Annotated in this window: 17 protein-coding genes and 1 other RNA gene; 4 read left to right on the top strand and 14 right to left on the bottom strand. The window is 37.1% G+C overall.

Features of this window, described 5'->3' with window-relative positions; translation table 11 throughout:
* Nucleotides 1-181 precede the first annotated feature (181 nt).
* The 11 genes from GH715_RS16550 to GH715_RS16600 form a co-directional block, all read right to left on the bottom strand.
* Nucleotides 182-520 carry a hypothetical protein gene (locus GH715_RS16550; RefSeq protein ID WP_205601867.1) on the bottom strand — a complete coding sequence of 113 codons (339 nt, stop codon included), beginning with the start codon at nt 518-520 and terminating at the stop codon, nt 182-184.
* A 149-nt stretch (nt 521-669) separates the two neighbouring features.
* Nucleotides 670-930, bottom strand: a complete 261-nt coding sequence (locus GH715_RS16555) for a pro-sigmaK processing inhibitor BofA family protein (RefSeq protein WP_018933896.1) — start codon at nt 928-930, stop codon at nt 670-672.
* Between the two features lie 71 nt (nt 931-1,001).
* Nucleotides 1,002-1,217 carry a YaaL family protein gene (locus GH715_RS16560; RefSeq protein ID WP_153836297.1) on the bottom strand — a complete coding sequence of 72 codons (216 nt, stop codon included), beginning with the start codon at nt 1,215-1,217 and terminating at the stop codon, nt 1,002-1,004.
* A gap of 15 nt (nt 1,218-1,232) precedes the next feature.
* Entirely contained in the window at nt 1,233-1,829 is a 597-nt protein-coding gene (gene recR / locus GH715_RS16565; protein WP_018933894.1) for a recombination mediator RecR, read from the bottom strand.
* 10 nt (nt 1,830-1,839) lie between these two features.
* Nucleotides 1,840-2,163 carry a YbaB/EbfC family nucleoid-associated protein gene (locus GH715_RS16570; protein ID WP_018933893.1) on the bottom strand — a complete coding sequence of 108 codons (324 nt, stop codon included), beginning with the start codon at nt 2,161-2,163 and terminating at the stop codon, nt 1,840-1,842.
* Between the two features lie 29 nt (nt 2,164-2,192).
* On the bottom strand, nt 2,193-3,902 hold the full coding sequence (gene dnaX, locus GH715_RS16575) for a DNA polymerase III subunit gamma/tau (protein WP_153836296.1): 1,710 nt from the start codon (nt 3,900-3,902) through the stop codon (nt 2,193-2,195).
* 271 nt (nt 3,903-4,173) lie between these two features.
* Nucleotides 4,174-4,439: signal recognition particle sRNA large type (gene ffs / locus GH715_RS16580), an RNA gene on the bottom strand.
* A 147-nt stretch (nt 4,440-4,586) separates the two neighbouring features.
* Nucleotides 4,587-5,198 (bottom strand): YesL family protein, encoded by a 612-nt coding sequence (locus GH715_RS16585; RefSeq protein WP_153836295.1) that lies wholly within the window; start codon nt 5,196-5,198, stop codon nt 4,587-4,589.
* 99 nt (nt 5,199-5,297) lie between these two features.
* A complete protein-coding gene (locus GH715_RS16590; protein WP_018933889.1) occupies nt 5,298-6,140 on the bottom strand; it encodes a carbohydrate ABC transporter permease in 843 nt (280 codons plus the stop codon).
* The gene (locus GH715_RS16595) at nt 6,140-7,096 is read right to left on the bottom strand and encodes a carbohydrate ABC transporter permease (protein ID WP_163578725.1); all 957 of its coding nucleotides are present in this window, start codon (nt 7,094-7,096) and stop codon (nt 6,140-6,142) included. The genes GH715_RS16590 and GH715_RS16595 overlap by 1 nt, the downstream gene beginning before the upstream one ends.
* Before the next feature lie 74 nt (nt 7,097-7,170).
* On the bottom strand, nt 7,171-8,514 hold the full coding sequence (locus GH715_RS16600; RefSeq protein WP_153836293.1) for an ABC transporter substrate-binding protein: 1,344 nt from the start codon (nt 8,512-8,514) through the stop codon (nt 7,171-7,173).
* A 447-nt stretch (nt 8,515-8,961) separates the two neighbouring features.
* Between GH715_RS16600 and tadA the strand changes: the two genes are divergently transcribed.
* The 3 genes from tadA to GH715_RS16615 all read left to right on the top strand — a co-directional run bounded on the left by tadA (nt 8,962) and on the right by GH715_RS16615 (nt 11,398).
* Entirely contained in the window at nt 8,962-9,447 is a 486-nt protein-coding gene (gene tadA, locus GH715_RS16605) for a tRNA adenosine(34) deaminase TadA (protein WP_153836292.1), read from the top strand.
* A 54-nt stretch (nt 9,448-9,501) separates the two neighbouring features.
* Nucleotides 9,502-10,023: a cysteine hydrolase family protein gene (locus tag GH715_RS16610; protein ID WP_153836291.1), complete on the top strand. Its 522-nt coding sequence runs from the start codon at nt 9,502-9,504 to the stop codon at nt 10,021-10,023.
* Between the two features lie 85 nt (nt 10,024-10,108).
* Nucleotides 10,109-11,398: a glycoside hydrolase family 18 protein gene (locus GH715_RS16615; RefSeq protein ID WP_163578726.1), complete on the top strand. Its 1,290-nt coding sequence runs from the start codon at nt 10,109-10,111 to the stop codon at nt 11,396-11,398.
* Nucleotides 11,399-11,425: 27 nt separating this feature from the next.
* Here the strand turns inward: GH715_RS16615 and GH715_RS16620 are convergent, their stop codons facing one another.
* On the bottom strand, nt 11,426-11,869 hold the full coding sequence (locus tag GH715_RS16620; protein WP_153836290.1) for an RrF2 family transcriptional regulator: 444 nt from the start codon (nt 11,867-11,869) through the stop codon (nt 11,426-11,428).
* A 235-nt stretch (nt 11,870-12,104) separates the two neighbouring features.
* On the opposite strand from GH715_RS16620, the gene hmpA reads away from it, so the two are divergent.
* Nucleotides 12,105-13,328: an NO-inducible flavohemoprotein gene (hmpA, locus tag GH715_RS16625; RefSeq protein ID WP_153836289.1), complete on the top strand. Its 1,224-nt coding sequence runs from the start codon at nt 12,105-12,107 to the stop codon at nt 13,326-13,328.
* 46 nt (nt 13,329-13,374) lie between these two features.
* On the opposite strand, the gene ggt is transcribed toward hmpA, so the two are convergent.
* Together ggt and acsA are read right to left on the bottom strand one after the other, a co-directional pair.
* Complete coding sequence (ggt, locus tag GH715_RS16630; RefSeq protein ID WP_153836288.1) at nt 13,375-15,153, bottom strand: gamma-glutamyltransferase; 1,779 nt, start codon at nt 15,151-15,153, stop codon at nt 13,375-13,377.
* A 282-nt stretch (nt 15,154-15,435) separates the two neighbouring features.
* Complete coding sequence (gene acsA, locus GH715_RS16635; protein ID WP_153836287.1) at nt 15,436-17,154, bottom strand: acetate--CoA ligase; 1,719 nt, start codon at nt 17,152-17,154, stop codon at nt 15,436-15,438.
* Between the last annotated feature and the right edge of the window lie 157 nt (nt 17,155-17,311).

Consider the following 17,311-nt stretch of genomic DNA (forward strand, 5'->3'; position numbering starts at 1 on the left):
CATACTGGTTGTTTTGTTCAGTTTTCAAAGATCAATGTTTGTTGTCTTTTTTTTGCGACAACTTTTATATCATACCATCTCATTTATTTAATGTCAACAACTTTTTTGTGTTTTTTAAAAGTTGTTCGAGATGTTTTTTGTCCTGTCGTTTTCAGCGACAATTAATAATATAACACGGTGATTAATTATTATGCAAGAGGAAATTCGTTAGAAATATATTCCAAGGGGAAGTGTTGAAAAATCCCCTTGGTATAATAGAATTAAATTTGCACCCAAGTGTACAACTTTCTCTTGCTAACTTCTCCCCATTCTCTACATACTGATTGTCTACCACATATGCGTCTCCTTGTTCATATGGATTGTAGTGAAAAGCATACAGCCTTGCTACAAATTCATGAAATGGCAATGAAGATTCACCGGGCAGTTCTCCATGGCCTTTAACTTTTGGAGTAATCCCTTGTCCCCAAACTTGTGCGATATCATTATTAGCGTAGGTAGAATACGGTGGCTCCTGTGGCACTCACGAGAACTGAAGATCCCTTTACAAAGTTAGCTGAAGCCGTGCCCACGGAAAGCGCAGTATATGGATTACGTTAAGCTTTGTAATTAATTTTCAGCAAAAAAAATAACCCTTCCTAAATAGAAGAGTTATTTGTAATATTCATATGATTAAATGACAAAAACACTGATAGCAGTTAAACAAGCAATGCCTGGAATACCTAACATTCCGACAATCACCGCTGTAAAAACATTGATAGGTATATGCAATCCAAAAGATGCGCCAAACAAGTTAAAGAAGAACAGAAATAAAACACCAACTGTAACTTTCATCACAACTTGCCCACTACCTTTAACGAAATTCACCGGAATTCCTTTCGTTAGCAAAATGACAATTAATACTACTATTCCTGCTATAATCCACCAATTCATATACTTGTCCCCTTTAACATATAAAATATTACTCTATCTATATGAAGAGAAAACAAGAAATAGAAGCAAAACTATTTAATAGCAGATAAATTTCGTACTTTAGCTTCTCTTAGCAAATAAAAGTATTTTGCCTTTGTCATTGCTAAATCAAATTGACCGTGTTCACTTGGCTCAATGCTTCGATTCAAAATATCCTCTAAATAATTCCATTCCTTTTTTAAATGAAATATTTTATCTAAAAATTCTTGATCTAGTTCTGCTTTTTTTATTTTTTTGGAACGAAACATATTCTTCACCTACTATTACACTTCTCTTCTGCCTTCTAATGCTTTGGAGAGTGTTACCTCATCGGCATACTCTAAATCTCCTCCCATTGGCAGACCATGAGCAATTCGTGTAGTTTTTATACCCGAAGGCTTCACCAATCTTGAGATATACATTGCAGTTGCTTCACCTTCAATATTCGGGTTTGTTGCTAAAATTAATTCTTTTATTCCTTCATCTTTTAATCGGTTAATCAATGATGGTACATTAATATCTTCTGGACCAATCCCATCCATTGGAGATATCGCACCATGTAACACATGATACTTACCATTGAATTCTTTCATTTTTTCCATTGCAATGACATCTTTTGGATCTTGCACAACACAGATTAAAGACTGGTCACGCATGTCATCCTGACAAATGGCGCACGGATCCTGATCTGTAATATGCCCACATGTACTGCAATGTGTCAATTCACGTTTTGCGTTGGCGAGCGCTTTTGCAAAGTCCAACACATCATCTTCTTTCATATTTAAGACAAAAAAAGCCAGGCGAACGGCAGTTTTTGGACCGATTCCTGGCAGTTTGGTAAAGCTGTCAATCAGCTTTGATATCGGTTCGGGATAATACATGAGAACCCTCCTAGAACATGCCTCCAGGTAAATTTAATCCTTTAGTAAATTTGCCCATCGTATCATTTGTTTTATCTTCTACTTCTTTAAGCACTTCATTTGTTGCTGCTAAAATAAGGTCTTGTAGCATTTCGATATCATCTGGATCTACTACTTCTTCCTTGATTTCAATATCAGTAATTTCCTTCTTTCCATTCGCTACTACTTTTACCATTCCACCACCAGCGGTAGCTTCAAACGTCATTTCTTGTAACTCTTCTTGAGCTTTCATCATATCCTTTTGCATTTTCTGCATTTGTTTCATCATTTTATTCATGTTTCCTCCACCACGCATGGAAAACCCTCCTAATAAAGATCTATTTTTTAATCATGTATTTCTAATAAGTCATCACCGACTAACTCCCTGGCAGCATCTACTACCGGATCTCCTTCTTCTTCTGATGATGAAGAGCTATCCGAGTCATCCGCACCGTCATCTTGTTGTTTTTGTTTACGCACATATTCTTCACGTAAACTAGTCCATTCTGCTTCTGGGATTGGAATAAAAGATACATTCTGCCCGATAGCCTCAGATAACATTAATTCTATCGTTTGTTTATGTTCTAATGCAAGTGAACAGTGAATTTCATATCGAAAAGCAATAATAATTATATCTTCTGACGCTGCACTCGGCTTACTATTTTGTATGGTCGCATGTGCCGGGGCACTTTGTTTCTTTAAAGCATCCATAAAAGCAGGCCACTGCGATCTAACTTTTTGAATCGCAACCTTAGAAGCGTCATTCAGAACATGCCTAATTCTGTCATAAGGTACTTTATAACCATTACGATTCGTTGGTGTACTTCGTTTCGGTGCAGGCTGCTTTCTTTCTGTTTGTGCAGCTTGACTTGGTTGTTTCTGAATGTTCATCAGTTGCTGTTCTAATTTTCGAATCTTTTCATTTAACTGCTCTACTGCAGGCATTGAAGAAACATCTGCTTTTGCGCCATTTTCTTGATTACAAATTTTTAATACGGCTACCTCAATAAACACTTTCGGACTATTCGTCCACTTAATTTCCTGCTGACACTGATTCAATTCTTTGATTGCCATTTGAATCCACTCAGCATCAAGCTTTCCTGATAATTCTTTAAAAGACTCATCAACAATTGCCCGCTCCAGTACATTTTCGAGAGATGGGGCCGTCTGATATAACAATATATCACGCAAATAGTAGATAAGATCAAAAACAAAACGACCAGGATCCTTACCTTCCTGGATCATCCCGTCAATCTCCAGTAATGTTGCTTTCACTTCATTTGTATACATCGCACTGACGACTTTTGCCAATTTAGCTTGTGAAACAGATCCAGTTACAGCGAGTACGTCATCAATTGTTACTTGATCTTCACTATAAGAAATAGCTTGATCTAACAAACTCAATGCATCACGCATACCACCTTCAGCAGATAAGGCAACCGCCTCTAACGCTTCATCTGTCACAGCAATTTCTTCCGATTCAACAATCTTCTTCATACGATCAACCATAGCCGATTGAGCGATTCGTTTAAAATCAAATCGTTGGCATCTCGAAATAATAGTTAACGGAATTTTATGTGGCTCCGTTGTCGCTAACACAAAGATAACGTGTTTAGGTGGTTCTTCTAATGTCTTTAACAACGCATTAAACGCACCAATGGATAGCATATGAACTTCATCAATAATATACACTTTATACGTTACCGCACTTGGCGCATATTTTACTTTGTCACGAATATCCCTGATCTGTTCAACACCATTATTGGAAGCTGCATCAATTTCTACCACATCTGAAATCGAGCCGTCCTGAATCCCAATACATGCATCACATTGATTACACGGCTCTAGGGATGGCCCATTCTGACAGTTAACTGCTTTAGCAAATATCTTAGCCGCACTTGTTTTTCCCGTACCTCGGGGACCTGAAAAAAGGTAAGCATGGGTAAACTTATCTTGCATGACCGCATTTTGTAAGGTACGTGTAATATGTACTTGTCCTACTACATCTTCGAAATTCTTTGGACGCCAGACACGATATAATGCTTGATAGCCCATAACTGATCCCCTTTACTAATAATCGATTTCTTCCTCATTTTATTGTATCAAATCCAAGCCCGAAAAACGAGTAATAATTGAGTGGAACATTTCTATCTGCTCTTTGATTAAGCTTACGAACACTATTTCAGCCTTTCTGTCCATTTTGTATGTAAAAGAACCTCTGAACCTCGAATTAGTGAGCCATCTCTTACACTTTACATTCAATCTCTAATATAACAAACAAAAACCTCTTGTATGCATACAAGAGGTTGAATCTTTTTATTTAACGCCGTGCACCAAGCTTCGATGACATCACCTCAAGCGTTACTCAAGTTGATAGCTCGACCCAGGCTTCCCTGCGGCACACAGGAGGATTCGTTTAATGCTGCTTCCTTCCGGACCTGACATGGTTCACGAGTTCCTGTTGCGCAGGACCCGAGTGTCAACACTACTCCCTTAAGGCAGACCTTAAAATGATGGCACCTCAGCAAGGCATTCAGTCTCGCTATAGCGGATTGCGAGTACAGGGCACCGCTACCTCCCCACCTAGCACGGCAAATTTACTAACATATTCAATTGCGCCCAAATTAAAAGCGCAAATATTAGTATAACCCTTTTTAAGAGAAAATGCAATCGAAAACAACATCCAATTTCTTCTATTTAGACTTAAGCTGTGATCGTTATCGTAGTTACTCTTTCCACTTACTGAAATACCTTTACAAACACTCGGAATGTTAGCCACATCCAAATAAGTGCCAGTAAACTAAAGGTAAAAAACACTATAAGTACCGGAAATTCCAACGAAAAAAACATAGTGGAAAACATCAGTAACATAATTGTAATCGTAATATGGATTTTTGATATTCCAATAATTAAGGCATTTTTCAATTGTTGAATAACAGAAGCATAGTTATGAACAATAAGCGGAAATGCCCAGATTACCATAGTGAAATAAAGAAATAAAAGGAAGTAGAAGATAAATGGAACAACAAATAATATCTCTCCCTGCGCACTTCTTATGACCTGAAAATTTAAATAGAACAAAAAGCCAACAATTGCAAGAATCCACCCGATCATATTCGCGTACTTAAATTCATCTTTGTATAGCTTTTTAAAGGTCGACCAAATATGGATATCCTTATCACCCATTAACCACTTTCTAACTACTCCAAGTGCTGCAGCTGTTGCTGGAAACACACCGAGAACACCTAACCCTATTAAGGTAAAAGCTATCCAAAGTATATTTAATAATGCTAATTTAGTTGTCCATACAAATACTTTATCTAATGTTGTTGTTATAAATTTGCCGTTCATTATTTAAGCCATCCTTCTGCACTTTACTACTATTATAACACGAAAAAAAAAGCCATAGTCTTCGTAGCATACTATGGCTTTCAACTAGTAGACAATCTATTATCCTTTTACACCGCCAGACGTTAACCCTGCAACAAAGTAACGTTGGAAGAAGATAAACAGAATAACGATTGGAATAATAGTTAAAACAGATCCCGCGATTAAGATATCATAGTTATTTCCATATGGTGTTAGAAGGGTTGCTAACCCGATTGGAAGTGTAAACATATCATTTGAACGCAATACAAGCAACGGCCATAGGAAGTTGTTCCAACTAGCTAATCCTTGCAAAATCGCCATCGCTGCCAACGAAGGTCCCATTAACGGAAGCATAATCTTAAAGTATATACCGTATTCTGTACTTCCATCAATTCTTGCTGCATCCATCAAAGCTGTAGGTAGACCTGTAGCATATTGTCGGAAAAAGAATACTGCGACTGGCGCGACTATTAACGGAAGAACTACCGCAAAATAGCTATCCACTAACTGTGCACCTACCATCATTTGATATAAAGGAAGCATTAGTATTTCAAACGGAATCATTAAGATCAATAATACTAATACAAAGAATAAATTTCTTCCTTTAAAATCGTAAACAGCTAACGCATATCCAACCATCGACGAAAAGAATAAAGATAATACGATTGTTAGCGCTGAAATAATTAAACTGTTCCCATACCAGCTCCAATAAGAAGCAGCTTGTTGGAAAATATACATATAGTTATCCATGTTTAATTGACTAAAATCAATACTAAATGTAATACCATCTCGCATTAGATCTGATGATGGTCGAAAGGACGAAATCAACAATCCAATGATCGGAAATAATATGATTAATGAGATGAGCGCAAACCCAACAGTGGCTACCCACGTCAACCCACTATTTTTCTTGTTGGTATCCATTATTCATCACCTCGTTTGAACGTACCTGTTGCTATTAAGTTAATAATACTAATAACAAAGATTATCAGCATGAGAACAACCCCGATAGCAGAACCGAATCCCATATCGTTTTGTCCAATCCCTTGTTGATAGATGTAACCTACTACCGTTAAACCGATATTTCCTGGAGAACTTGTTTCCCAGAAGACGAAACTTTCTTCAAACATTCTAAATCCATTGATGATCGTAATTGTACTTACAAAAATTGTGATCGGTTTTAAGTGTGGAATGGTAATATATCTCAATTTCTGAAAAGCACTAGCACCATCAATATCCGCTGCTTCGTACAATTCATCGGATATATTTTGAAGCTGTGCTAAGAAATATAAGACATTAACACCAATCCAGCGCCATGAAGCTAAGATCACCATCAGGAACATCGCAGACCAGGCATTGTAGCGCCAGTCAATCGATTCCATCCCTAAAAAGTTTACAATTTGATTAGCTACAGAAGAATCTGCCTCACTAAACATTAACCTGAAAATCATACCACCAACAATGGTAGAAGTTAAAGCCGGGATGAAAATAGAGGCTCTAAAAATCGTTTTAAATTTTACTAATTTAGAGTTTAGCAATATAGCTAAAAGCATTGGAACTAGCGTTAAGATAATAACGGTCAATATTACATAGATCGTTGTATTGGATAACGCTTTATAAAAATTAGGGTTAAATACCCGTTCATAGTTTTTTAACCCAATAAATTCAACTTGTCCTGGCAAGATACTTTGAAAACTCATGATGATCCCATGAATAGCAGGATAAAGCGTTAAGATTAAAAAAGATAAAATAAATGGTGAAACAAAAATATAAGGAACTACTTTTTTTGAATTTAAAAATCTTAAAAATTTGTTCGGTTCTTTATATGCTGTTTTTTCTAAGCTAGCACTTGTATTAGATCCTTGACTTGGAGAGGACACGATAATACCTCCTTCTGATTTATCTAATTTAGGAGACAGATTCTAACCTGTCTCCTAAAAGGTTATTTAAGCCATTAATTTTCCATTTGTGATCTTACTGCTTCTGCAGCTTGTTCAAGTGCTTCTTGCGGAGTTTGAGAATCATTTCGGATCGTTTGCTGTGTTACATTCGTATGATATTCACTGATAACATCAGGTGTATACTCCGTAAAATTCAATTGATTGATGTCATCTCGTACTTCTAGAAGCATGTCAAAAATTCCATCTCCAAAGTAATCATAATATTTGTTATCTGCTTGCACTTCTTCACTTTCCCAAGTATCCCAGCGTGGTGGATCAAACCCTAACACTGTCCATAGGTTAATATTTCCTTCTTCACTAAGCTTCGCGTATGCTAAAAATTCTTTTGCTAGTTCTACATCTTCAGATTGATTTGTTACAACTGTACCTGTTCCACCCATACCAGCAGATCGCTTTCCGCCTTCTTCCCAAGCTGGCATCGGACGAATTGCAATTTTACCTTCTAAATCAGGCATATTATCCAAGAATCTTCCCATATACCATAATGGTGCTAAAATTGAAGCTGAGTTTCCTTCAGAGAAGTAACCATAAAATTCCTCAGACTGGTTCATACCACCCGGTGTTACTTCAGCAATTTCATGCTTGTAAATAGCATCTTGTAAGAATTGTAGTGTATCAATATTTGTTTGGTTATCTAAAGTTAATTCGCCATTTTCATCAAATGCATCTGAATCTTGTTGCGAGATCATTGGCCACATATCCATTAACCAATCTTCTGTTCCAACATTCCACATTACTGAATCCGTGTTTGCTACCACTTGCTCACCAGCTGCTACGAAGTCATCCCATGTTTCAATTGCGTCAATGTCTACTCCAGCTTCATCCATGATTTCTGTGTTATAGAACATTACTGTTGCACCAACATGTGTAGGTACACCATAGTAGTTTCCATCTTTAGCATAGTTTTCAAATCTTGATGTTACTGCATTCTCTAATACCGGCTCTACATATTCATTCAATGGCTCTAACTGAATTTCCCCTTGTAAATAGTTCGGGAATTGTCCAATCTCGATATCAGCAATGTCCGGACCACCTTGTCCTGATTGAATCGCTAACAATAAATTGTTGTGCATTTGCTCAAACGGATAAGTTTCAGCCACTAATTTAATTGCTCGATCTGGATTTTCTTCATTCCATCGTTCTGCTGCATCTCTGTAAAGATCAACGTGTTGACCAACAAATGTCCAAAATGTCAGTTCTGTCGCATCTTCAATATCTTCACCAATTACTTCTACTTCTTCCGCTTCACCAGAGGAATCCTCATCTCCGCCTCCACCGCAAGCTACTAAAGCTAAAGACAATAAACCTAAAAGTAAAATGAGCAAACTTTTTTTCATAATTAATACCCCCTATTTTTATGAAACGCTTTCAAATCTTACAAAAAAATTATACTTACTACCATGCATGATAGAGTTTAAATCACTAATTTGTTATTCATAAATAACATCTTTAAATAGAGATTATCATTATATTAACCAGTTGTCAATAACTACTTTAATGTTTTCGTTAAATTCATACGTACATGTTAAAAGTTAGGATGTTCAAGTAATAGGGCATGATTTACTTTGATTGATCAAAAGGTACACGACATAAATAATACTCTAGAATCATACAACTTTAATTAATGTTTTTGTTTCATTCTAATTTTTAACTATATAAAAAGGTAATCAATAAGTTACTTTAGATATTTGCACTTGAATAGGTTATAGCTAAATACTATAAGACTTGAACTTCCACGTTTTTTTTTGCACTATAGTAGTAAATATCAAAAGTGTGGGATGATAATGACAGATCAGGAATATATGCTAATAGCCCTGGAAGAGGCAAAAAAAGCAGAAGTACTGGGAGAAGTACCGATTGGAGCTGTAATTGTCCATCAAGAGGAAGTAATTGCAACGGCATTTAATTTACGTGAAAAATTACAAACAACCAACTCTCATGCGGAAATGCTAGCAATAGATAAGGCGAATCAAGTACTAGGTAGTTGGCGATTAGAAGATTGTACATTATATGTCACTTTAGAGCCATGTCCAATGTGTGCAGGTGCTATATTGCAATCAAGAATATCACGTGTTGTATATGGGGCAAAAGATAAAAAAGCAGGATGTGCTGGTTCCTTATACAATTTCCTGGAGGATGAGCGCTTTAATCATCAAGTAGATGTAGTAGCTGGTGTAATGGAAGAAGAGTCCAGTCAACTATTATCAGACTTCTTTAAAGCATTGCGACAAAAGAGAAAAGAAAAAATGATAAAGCAAAAATACGATTGATCGATCTAAACATTCGAAAGAATATCTAGACAACAGAAGAACTGAGGTGTGAGCATGAATAAAACAGCTGTATTATTCATTGATTTAATCAATGATTTTACGTTTCATGAAGGAGATTTACTTTTAAACAATACGAGAAAGGTTTTACCGAACATTAAGAGGTTAAAGCAATATGCAAAAGAACGTAATTATCCGATCATTTATATTAATGATCATTATGATACATGGGAAACAGATTTCAAACAAATTGCCCAGACATGTTTATCTTCAAAGAATGAAGACATCATTGAACAAGGAATGCCTGACAAAGAAGATTACTTTATTATGAAGCCTCAAATGTCAGGCTTTTTTCGTACCCCATTACGTTCTTTATTAGAACAATTAGAAATAAGACACTTAATAATTGCAGGCATTGCAGGGAATATTTGTGTGCTATTTACCGCCAATGATGCCCATATGCGTGGTTATACACTACATGTTCCGGAAAATTGTGTTGCATCGAATACCGAAAGGCATAACCAAGAAGCCATTAAACTAATGGCAGAAGTATTTAATGCCGAAACGAAACCCATTTAAATATTCATGCCGCTATGTTCTATTTCTCCTTTCTTATCATAAAAATAAATAGAGAACATCTTTATATTAGAAAGGAGAACTTTTCGTGCAAATTTATGTAGTAAAACAGGGGGATAGTTTATATCAGATCGCCAATCAATTTGGAACTTCCTATCAATCGATTGCCAATGCAAATGAAATAGATCCCGAATTGTCGCTAGTTGTTGGTCAAGCACTTGTTATCCCAATTTATGGACGCTTTTATGTCGTCAGACCAGGTGACAGTTTATATACGATTGGCCAAAGGTTTGGTATATCTGCCGCTGAACTTGCTAGTATCAATCAAATCAATATGTATCAACCACTTTCTGTCGGGATGACATTATATATACCAGAACCTGCTAAATCTTCAATTGAAGTCAATGCATATGTTGAACCCACTGGAGGAACGGTCTCAGATACACTGGAAAACGCGGCGCGGAAACATGCAGGTAACTTAACCTACTTAGCTCCTTTCTCCTACCAAGTAGACCGACAAGGAAACTTAAGTGCTCCCCCGTTAAATCAATTTGCAGCTATTGCAAACGAACATAATGCTACACTGATGCTTGTTGTTACCAATCTCGAAGAAGGTGCTTTTAGCGCAGAATTAGGTCGAATCATTTTAACTGATGAAACCGTCCAAAATAATTTACTCGACCAAATTATTCAAACTGCTCAGGAAATTGGTTTTGGAGATATTCATTTTGATTTTGAATTTTTACCTCCTGAAAATCGTGAGGACTATCGCAGCTTTTTGGAAAAGGCAACCACTCGATTACATCAAGAAGGATTATTGGTATCAACTGCACTTGCACCTAAAACAAGTGCTGAACAACAAGGAGAATGGTATGAGGCTCATGATTATGGCGCACACGGAGAAATTGTTGATTTTGTTGTCTTAATGACCTACGAATGGGGATATAGTGGTGGCCCTCCCATGGCCGTTTCACCGATTGGCCCTGTCCGGGACGTCGTTAATTATGCTTTAACAGAAATGCCTCCAGAAAAAATATTATTAGGTCAAAATCTGTATGGTTATGACTGGACACTTCCCTATGAACTTGGTGGTGAAATGGCACAAGCTATTAGTCCACAACAAGGAATCCAAATCGCTAGAGAAAACAATCAATCGATCCTGTATGATGAAGAAGCACAAGCCCCGTATTTTAATTATACAGATCAGAATGGAGAAGAGCACGAAGTCTGGTTTGAAGATGCACGCTCCATTCAAGCTAAATTTGATCTTATTAAAGAAAAAAATTTACGAGGAATCAGTTATTGGAAATTAGGGTTGGCCTTTCCGCAAAATTGGTTGTTACTCGAAGATCAATTTACAATAGAAAAAAGAGGATAGCTTTAATAAAACAGAGGAGTAATCTATTTATGATTGCTCCTCTGTTATATCCATTAATGTTCTTAAATCATCTTTGTTCACAATCAAATCTGCTAAAGTATATTGATTTAACACTTCAAAAAAGGCACGCATCGCTTCTCCTACAACTGATCGTAATTTACAGGCAGGTGTAATCGCACATCGATTAATCTCCCCGTCAAAACATTCCACCAAATAGAAGTCATTTTCCATTAAACGAATGACTTCTCCAATATTTATCTCTTCCGGATCTTTCATCAATAGAATGCCGCCATTTCGTCCCCTTGTTGTATTGATATATCCTTCCACACTTAGTTGGTGAACTACTTTGCGGATATGCTCGGTTGATATATAAAAAGTCTCCGATATTTCTTTTATGCTTACTTTTCTTTCACTCGTTCCTGTATAAATCAAAACTCGCAATGCAAAGTCTGTGTATTTTTTTAAACGCATGAAATACTCCCCTTCTCTACTCCATTTTACCCGAAAATAGTCAAAATCGCTATCACGCCTTTTAACAGAATTGTCATATATTTAGCCAACAGGCTATTGAAAAACTTTCCAAATTTTTTATATAATTAAACATGTATTTTAAATACATGTTTATATTTTATGTTTGATGAAAGATCGAATGAGTAAAACTAAGTCGAAAAATGGGCTTAAATTTAATTCACAAGGAGTGTTCGTGATGTCACAATCTACTCAAGCGCTTGAAGCGAAAACCATTGAAACAGTAAAAGCTACAGTTCCTGTACTAGCTGAACATGGAACTGCGATTACTTCGAGGTTTTATCAATTACTTTTTACCAACCATCCGGAATTGAAAAATATTTTTAACCAGACTAATCAACGAAAGGGGAAACAACCCCAAGCATTAGCAAACGCAGTATATGCTGCTGCAGCAAATATTGATCAATTACAAAACATATTGCCCGTTGTAAATCAAGTTGCACATAAACATCGGAGTTTGAACATTAAACCAGAGCATTATCCAATTGTTGGTGAAAATCTACTAAAGGCCATGAAGGATGTCTTGAAAGATGCAGCAACAGATGAAATTATTACAGCTTGGGCAAAAGCATATGATGTGATTGCCAATGCTTTTATTGAAGTCGAAAAAGAAATGTATGAAGAAACTGAACAGAAACCAGGGGGATGGATTGGGTATCGTGACTTTCGTGTCATTCAAAAAGTGAAGGAAAGTGATGTAATTACCTCTTTCTATTTGAAACCAGCTGATCATGGGCTTCTACCAGATTTTGAGGCTGGTCAATATATAACAGTAAAAGTTGATATACCATCGATTCCATACACTTGTCAGCGTCAATACAGTTTATCCTGCAGACCAAATAAAGAATTTTTCCGTATTAGTGTAAAAAGAGAAGATGGAATTGGAGATAGCCCTGACGGAGTAGTATCTACCTATCTTCATGAGTCCATTCATGAAGGAGACGAGATAGAACTTAGTGCACCTGCTGGGGATTTTGTACTTAATCAGGCGAAGAAGCCACTAGTATTAATCAGTGGTGGTGTTGGTCTAACACCGTTAACGAGTATGTTAGAAACAGTCGTAACACAACAGCCTAATCGTGAAGTTTATTATATTCATGCCGCACAACATGAAAGAGTGCATGGTTTAAAGGATACTGTGAAGCAAATTGCGGATCAGCATGACCATGTTCATACTTTTACTATTTATGAAAAACCTGAAGATGCTAATGCTTGTGATAAGACAGGTTTTATCGACTTAGCATGGTTACAATCTGTTTTGCCAACGAATCAAGCATCTTTCTACTTCTGTGGTCCTGAACCATTTATGAAGGCGATTTATAAGGCATTAAAGGATTGGCAGGTGGATGAAGAAGATATTCATTATGAATTCTTCGGCCCTAAAGGAGATTTAGAAGCATAGCTCATAAAGTAAGCTAGGACTAAATTTAGTCCTAGCTTTACTTTATTTATTGTTTACCTTTGCCATTTCCGTTTAAATCTACTCCAATTGCTGCTCCGTTTCTTCTATTATCTGCCACACCTTTTAATAATCCTCTATCATGATCAAGTAAAATACTTTGAACATTACCAATGCTTGTTGGAGAAGACCCGAATTGATGCCCCATAGAATTTAATTGAATGATAACCTCACTTCCGATACCATTTTCATAGCGATAGGAGTTCAGATTGTTCGTATAAATCCTAGGTTCTGCAACAGCATTTTCTGGTTCCATTCCATATTCAACCACATTAATAATGGTTTGCAAGACGGAAGTAATAATAGTAGGACCGCCAGGAGAACCAACCGTTAATACAGGCTGATCATCTTCAAATACGATCGTTGGTGTCATACTGCTTAACGGACGTTTATTAGGCTGTACCTCATTCGCACCACCTGGTACAGCATCAAAGTCGGTTAACTCATTGTTCAACATAATTCCATAGCCTGGCACCATAATTCCAGTACCAAATACTTGTTCAATCGTTGTAGTATATGAAGCAACATTTCCATATTTGTCAGCCACAGTAAAATGTGTCGTTTCTCCATATTTTCTATCATCTGGCTGTTCTGTAATCTCATAATCAGGTGATGCATGCTCATATGACCATGGATCACCAGCTGTTGGAGTTTGATTAATAGAGTCTAAATCAATTAGTGCCCTTCTTTCAGCAAGGTAATCGGGATGAAGGAGACCGTTAACGGGAATATCAACAAATTCCGGATCTCCAGCATATGCAGCACGATCAGCATATGCCAAATGCATCGTTTCCGCTAATAAATGATATTTTTCCCAAGATCTTGGTTCGTACTGGGATAAATCAAAATCATCTAGAATCCCCAACATTTGAAGAAGAAATACTCCACCAGAGCTTGGAGGTGGCATGCTGGCAATGTCATAACCTTGAAATTCGCCCCATACCGGTTCATCTATCTTCACATCATATTGTGCTAAATCATCAACGGTCATGGAACCACTAAATTCTTGGACGGTTGTAGCCAGTGCTTCTGCAATTTCACCATTATAAAAAACATCCGTCCCCTTTGCACGGATCAATTTAAATGTTTTTGCTAAATCTTCCTGAATAAGAATCTCACCTTCTTGCAGTGGTTCTCCATTTGGAAGAAATACTTCTTGAGCTGCCGTCCTTCGTATTTTACTTTCATTGTTCACAATAGATTGAGCAAGATAATCATCTACAGGAAAGCCATTCTTAGCAAGCTTAATTGCAGGTCCAATCAATTGTTGAAAAGGAATAGTTCCCCACTTTTCATGAGCTGTTTCTAATCCTTTTAAAGTCCCTGGAACACCTACTGCTGTTCCTTGTGTGATTCGCTGACTAAAAGGAATAGGATTACCATTGTCATCTAAAAACATGTTTGGAGTTGCACCAGCCGGAGCACGCTCACGACTATTTACAATAGTTGTTTCATCCGTTTCACCATCGTAAACCATCATAAAACCGCCACCACCGATTCCAGACATCATAGGCTCCACGACGTTTAATGCAAACTGAATAGCAATGGCGGCATCCATTGCATTACCACCCTTTTTCAGAACATCGGCACCTACCTGCGTTGCTATTCCATGAGATGTTGATACCATTCCTCCATTTGAGGTAGCAACTAAATCAAAGTTTTCATAATCCGTATCGTACTTTGCTGCCAGTGCAGCGGTTGGAAGGGTTCCTGCTGTAATGATTAAAATCATACATAAAACTGTTATTCGCATGCACAACTTTTTCATCCAATCTCTCCTCCCTAAAAATATGGATCATAGCGAAACTTCGGTAACCAAATGTCCCTCCTTCAACATTCAAATTGCTATAACAATTCGTGTTTTTATTCTCCATTTCCTCCCATAATATAAAAAACAGTTCTTTCGTCTTGGTTTTAATAACAAGCAAGTAAATTTGTCCTAAGTGCTATAAATAACTACTTCGTTTACACGGTCATCGCGCTGGTTTTTATACTTTCTTTCCATACAAGCTAAAAGGCTAGCATCATGATGCTAGCCTTTCATTCTTACTTATTCTTCTAAAGTAGAAGTGTCTCCTGTTGGTAGACCTAGTTCCCAAGACTTTAACAGTCTTCGCATAATTTTACCACTTCGGGTTTTTGGAATACTATCTTTAATTTCAATTTCACGAGGAGCAGCATGGGCACTTAAGCCAGTTTTAACGAACTGACGAATATCTTCTAACAATTGATCCGAAGCCTCATAACCCGGATTCAAGGTAATGAATGCTTTAATAATTTCTCCACGCTCCGGATCTGGTTTACCAATAACACCTGCTTCTGCTACAGCTTTATGTTCAATTAATTTGCTTTCCACCTCGAATGGTCCTACACGCTCACCAGAGGTGTTGATTACATCATCTAAACGGCCTTGGAACCAGAAGTAGCCATCTTCATCCATATAGGCACTGTCTCCTGACACGTACCAATCCTTTATAAAGTAACTCTCATATTTGCCCGGATTCTTCCAGATAGCACGCATCATCGATGGCCAACCTTTTTTAATTGCTAAATTCCCCATTTGATTTGGCGGTAATTCATTACCTTCGTTATCTACAATGGCTGCTTCTACCCCTGGAATTGGTCTTCCCATCGAACCGGGGCGAATTTCCATACTTGGCAGATTGACAATTAACATCGCACCTGTTTCTGTCATCCACCACGTATCATGGATGCGTAAATCAAGAACACGCAGTGCCCAAGTAATAACCTCTGGATTTAAAGGCTCTCCTACACTTAAAACATGGCGTAAACTTGATAAATCATATTGCTTAACCAGCTCTTCACCGGCACTCACAAATTTACGTAAAGCAGTTGGTGCTGTATACCAAATCGTTACATTATGTTTATCTAACGTTTCATACCAGGACTCAGGAGAAAAACGTCCTCCTCGAATTACATTAGTGACACCATTTAACCATGGTGCGAAGATCCCATAACTTGTACCAGTTACCCAGCCAGGATCAGCAGTACACCAATAAATATCATCCTCTTTAAAATCAATGACCCATTTACCTGTTGCGTAATGTTGAATCATGGCATTATGCACATGATAAACACCTTTCGGCTTACCAGTTGAACCAGATGTATAATGAATAAGCATACCATCTTCTCGATCTACCCATTCTATATCAAAATCTTCAGATGCCTCTGCCATTTCTTTCTCAAAATAAATATAGTTATCGCCTTCTTCAGCATCCTTAGCTCCTACTAAGACAATTTGCTTTAAATGTGGCAGATCATCGACTGGTACACGTCCTAATAATTCAGGTGTTGTAATCAGCATGGTCGCTTCACTATCTTCCAAACGGTCACGAACTGCTTGTTCCATAAATGCTTCAAATAATGGTCCAGCAATCGCACCTATCTTAAGAATACCAAAAAAATTGGCATAAAATTCTGGACTTCTTGGCATGAATAAGAAAACACGATCCCCTTTTTGAACGCCGTATTTCTTGAATATATTTGCTGTTTTATTACTTTGTTTGCTTAATTGTTCGAATGTTACACTTTCTTCACGGTCTGGTGCGGAATATAACAATGCTACTTGGTCTTTTTTGTTAGGGTTTTCTGCATGGCGATCAATCGCTTCATAGGCAGCATTCACCTTACCTGTCTTATACCAGCTAAAGTCTTTCTTAATTTCTTCCCAGTCGAAACCTTCTCTTAGTGCATCAAGATCTTCTACATTGTGTTTTCCTGATCTTGGCTGTACTTTTGTCATATCCATCCTATCACCTCTCCCAAAATTATAAACATTAATCTAACAATTTTTGAAACCCCTTACAATATATTTTAACGGAAATTGGAAAGAAATCAAAGAGATTAATCCCATTTTTTACATTTCATTAATATTGCATATTTTTTGAATTGGTGTTCAAGCTATT

It is taken from the genome of Gracilibacillus thailandensis (assembly GCF_010994055.1).
Classification (GTDB): domain Bacteria; phylum Bacillota; class Bacilli; order Bacillales; family Amphibacillaceae; genus Gracilibacillus; species Gracilibacillus lacisalsi.

Bases quoted from the DNA above. Each gene is read 5' to 3' on its own strand.
- recR (WP_018933894.1), bottom strand. From the start codon at position 1,829: ATGTATTATCCCGAACCGATATCAAAGCTGATTGACAGCTTTACCAAA.
- acsA (WP_153836287.1), bottom strand. From the start codon at position 17,154: ATGGATATGACAAAAGTACAGCCAAGATCAGGAAAACACAATGTAGAA.
- GH715_RS16585 (WP_153836295.1), bottom strand. From the start codon at position 5,198: ATGAACGGCAAATTTATAACAACAACATTAGATAAAGTATTTGTATGG.
- GH715_RS16590 (WP_018933889.1), bottom strand. From the start codon at position 6,140: ATGGATACCAACAAGAAAAATAGTGGGTTGACGTGGGTAGCCACTGTT.
- dnaX (WP_153836296.1), bottom strand. From the start codon at position 3,902: ATGGGCTATCAAGCATTATATCGTGTCTGGCGTCCAAAGAATTTCGAA.
- ggt (WP_153836288.1), bottom strand. From the start codon at position 15,153: ATGAAAAAGTTGTGCATGCGAATAACAGTTTTATGTATGATTTTAATC.
- GH715_RS16570 (WP_018933893.1), bottom strand. From the start codon at position 2,163: ATGCGTGGTGGAGGAAACATGAATAAAATGATGAAACAAATGCAGAAA.
- tadA (WP_153836292.1), top strand. From the start codon at position 8,962: ATGACAGATCAGGAATATATGCTAATAGCCCTGGAAGAGGCAAAAAAA.
- hmpA (WP_153836289.1), top strand. From the start codon at position 12,105: ATGTCACAATCTACTCAAGCGCTTGAAGCGAAAACCATTGAAACAGTA.
- GH715_RS16560 (WP_153836297.1), bottom strand. From the start codon at position 1,217: ATGTTTCGTTCCAAAAAAATAAAAAAAGCAGAACTAGATCAAGAATTT.
- GH715_RS16555 (WP_018933896.1), bottom strand. From the start codon at position 930: ATGAATTGGTGGATTATAGCAGGAATAGTAGTATTAATTGTCATTTTG.
- GH715_RS16600 (WP_153836293.1), bottom strand. From the start codon at position 8,514: ATGAAAAAAAGTTTGCTCATTTTACTTTTAGGTTTATTGTCTTTAGCT.
- GH715_RS16610 (WP_153836291.1), top strand. From the start codon at position 9,502: ATGAATAAAACAGCTGTATTATTCATTGATTTAATCAATGATTTTACG.
- GH715_RS16620 (WP_153836290.1), bottom strand. From the start codon at position 11,869: ATGCGTTTAAAAAAATACACAGACTTTGCATTGCGAGTTTTGATTTAT.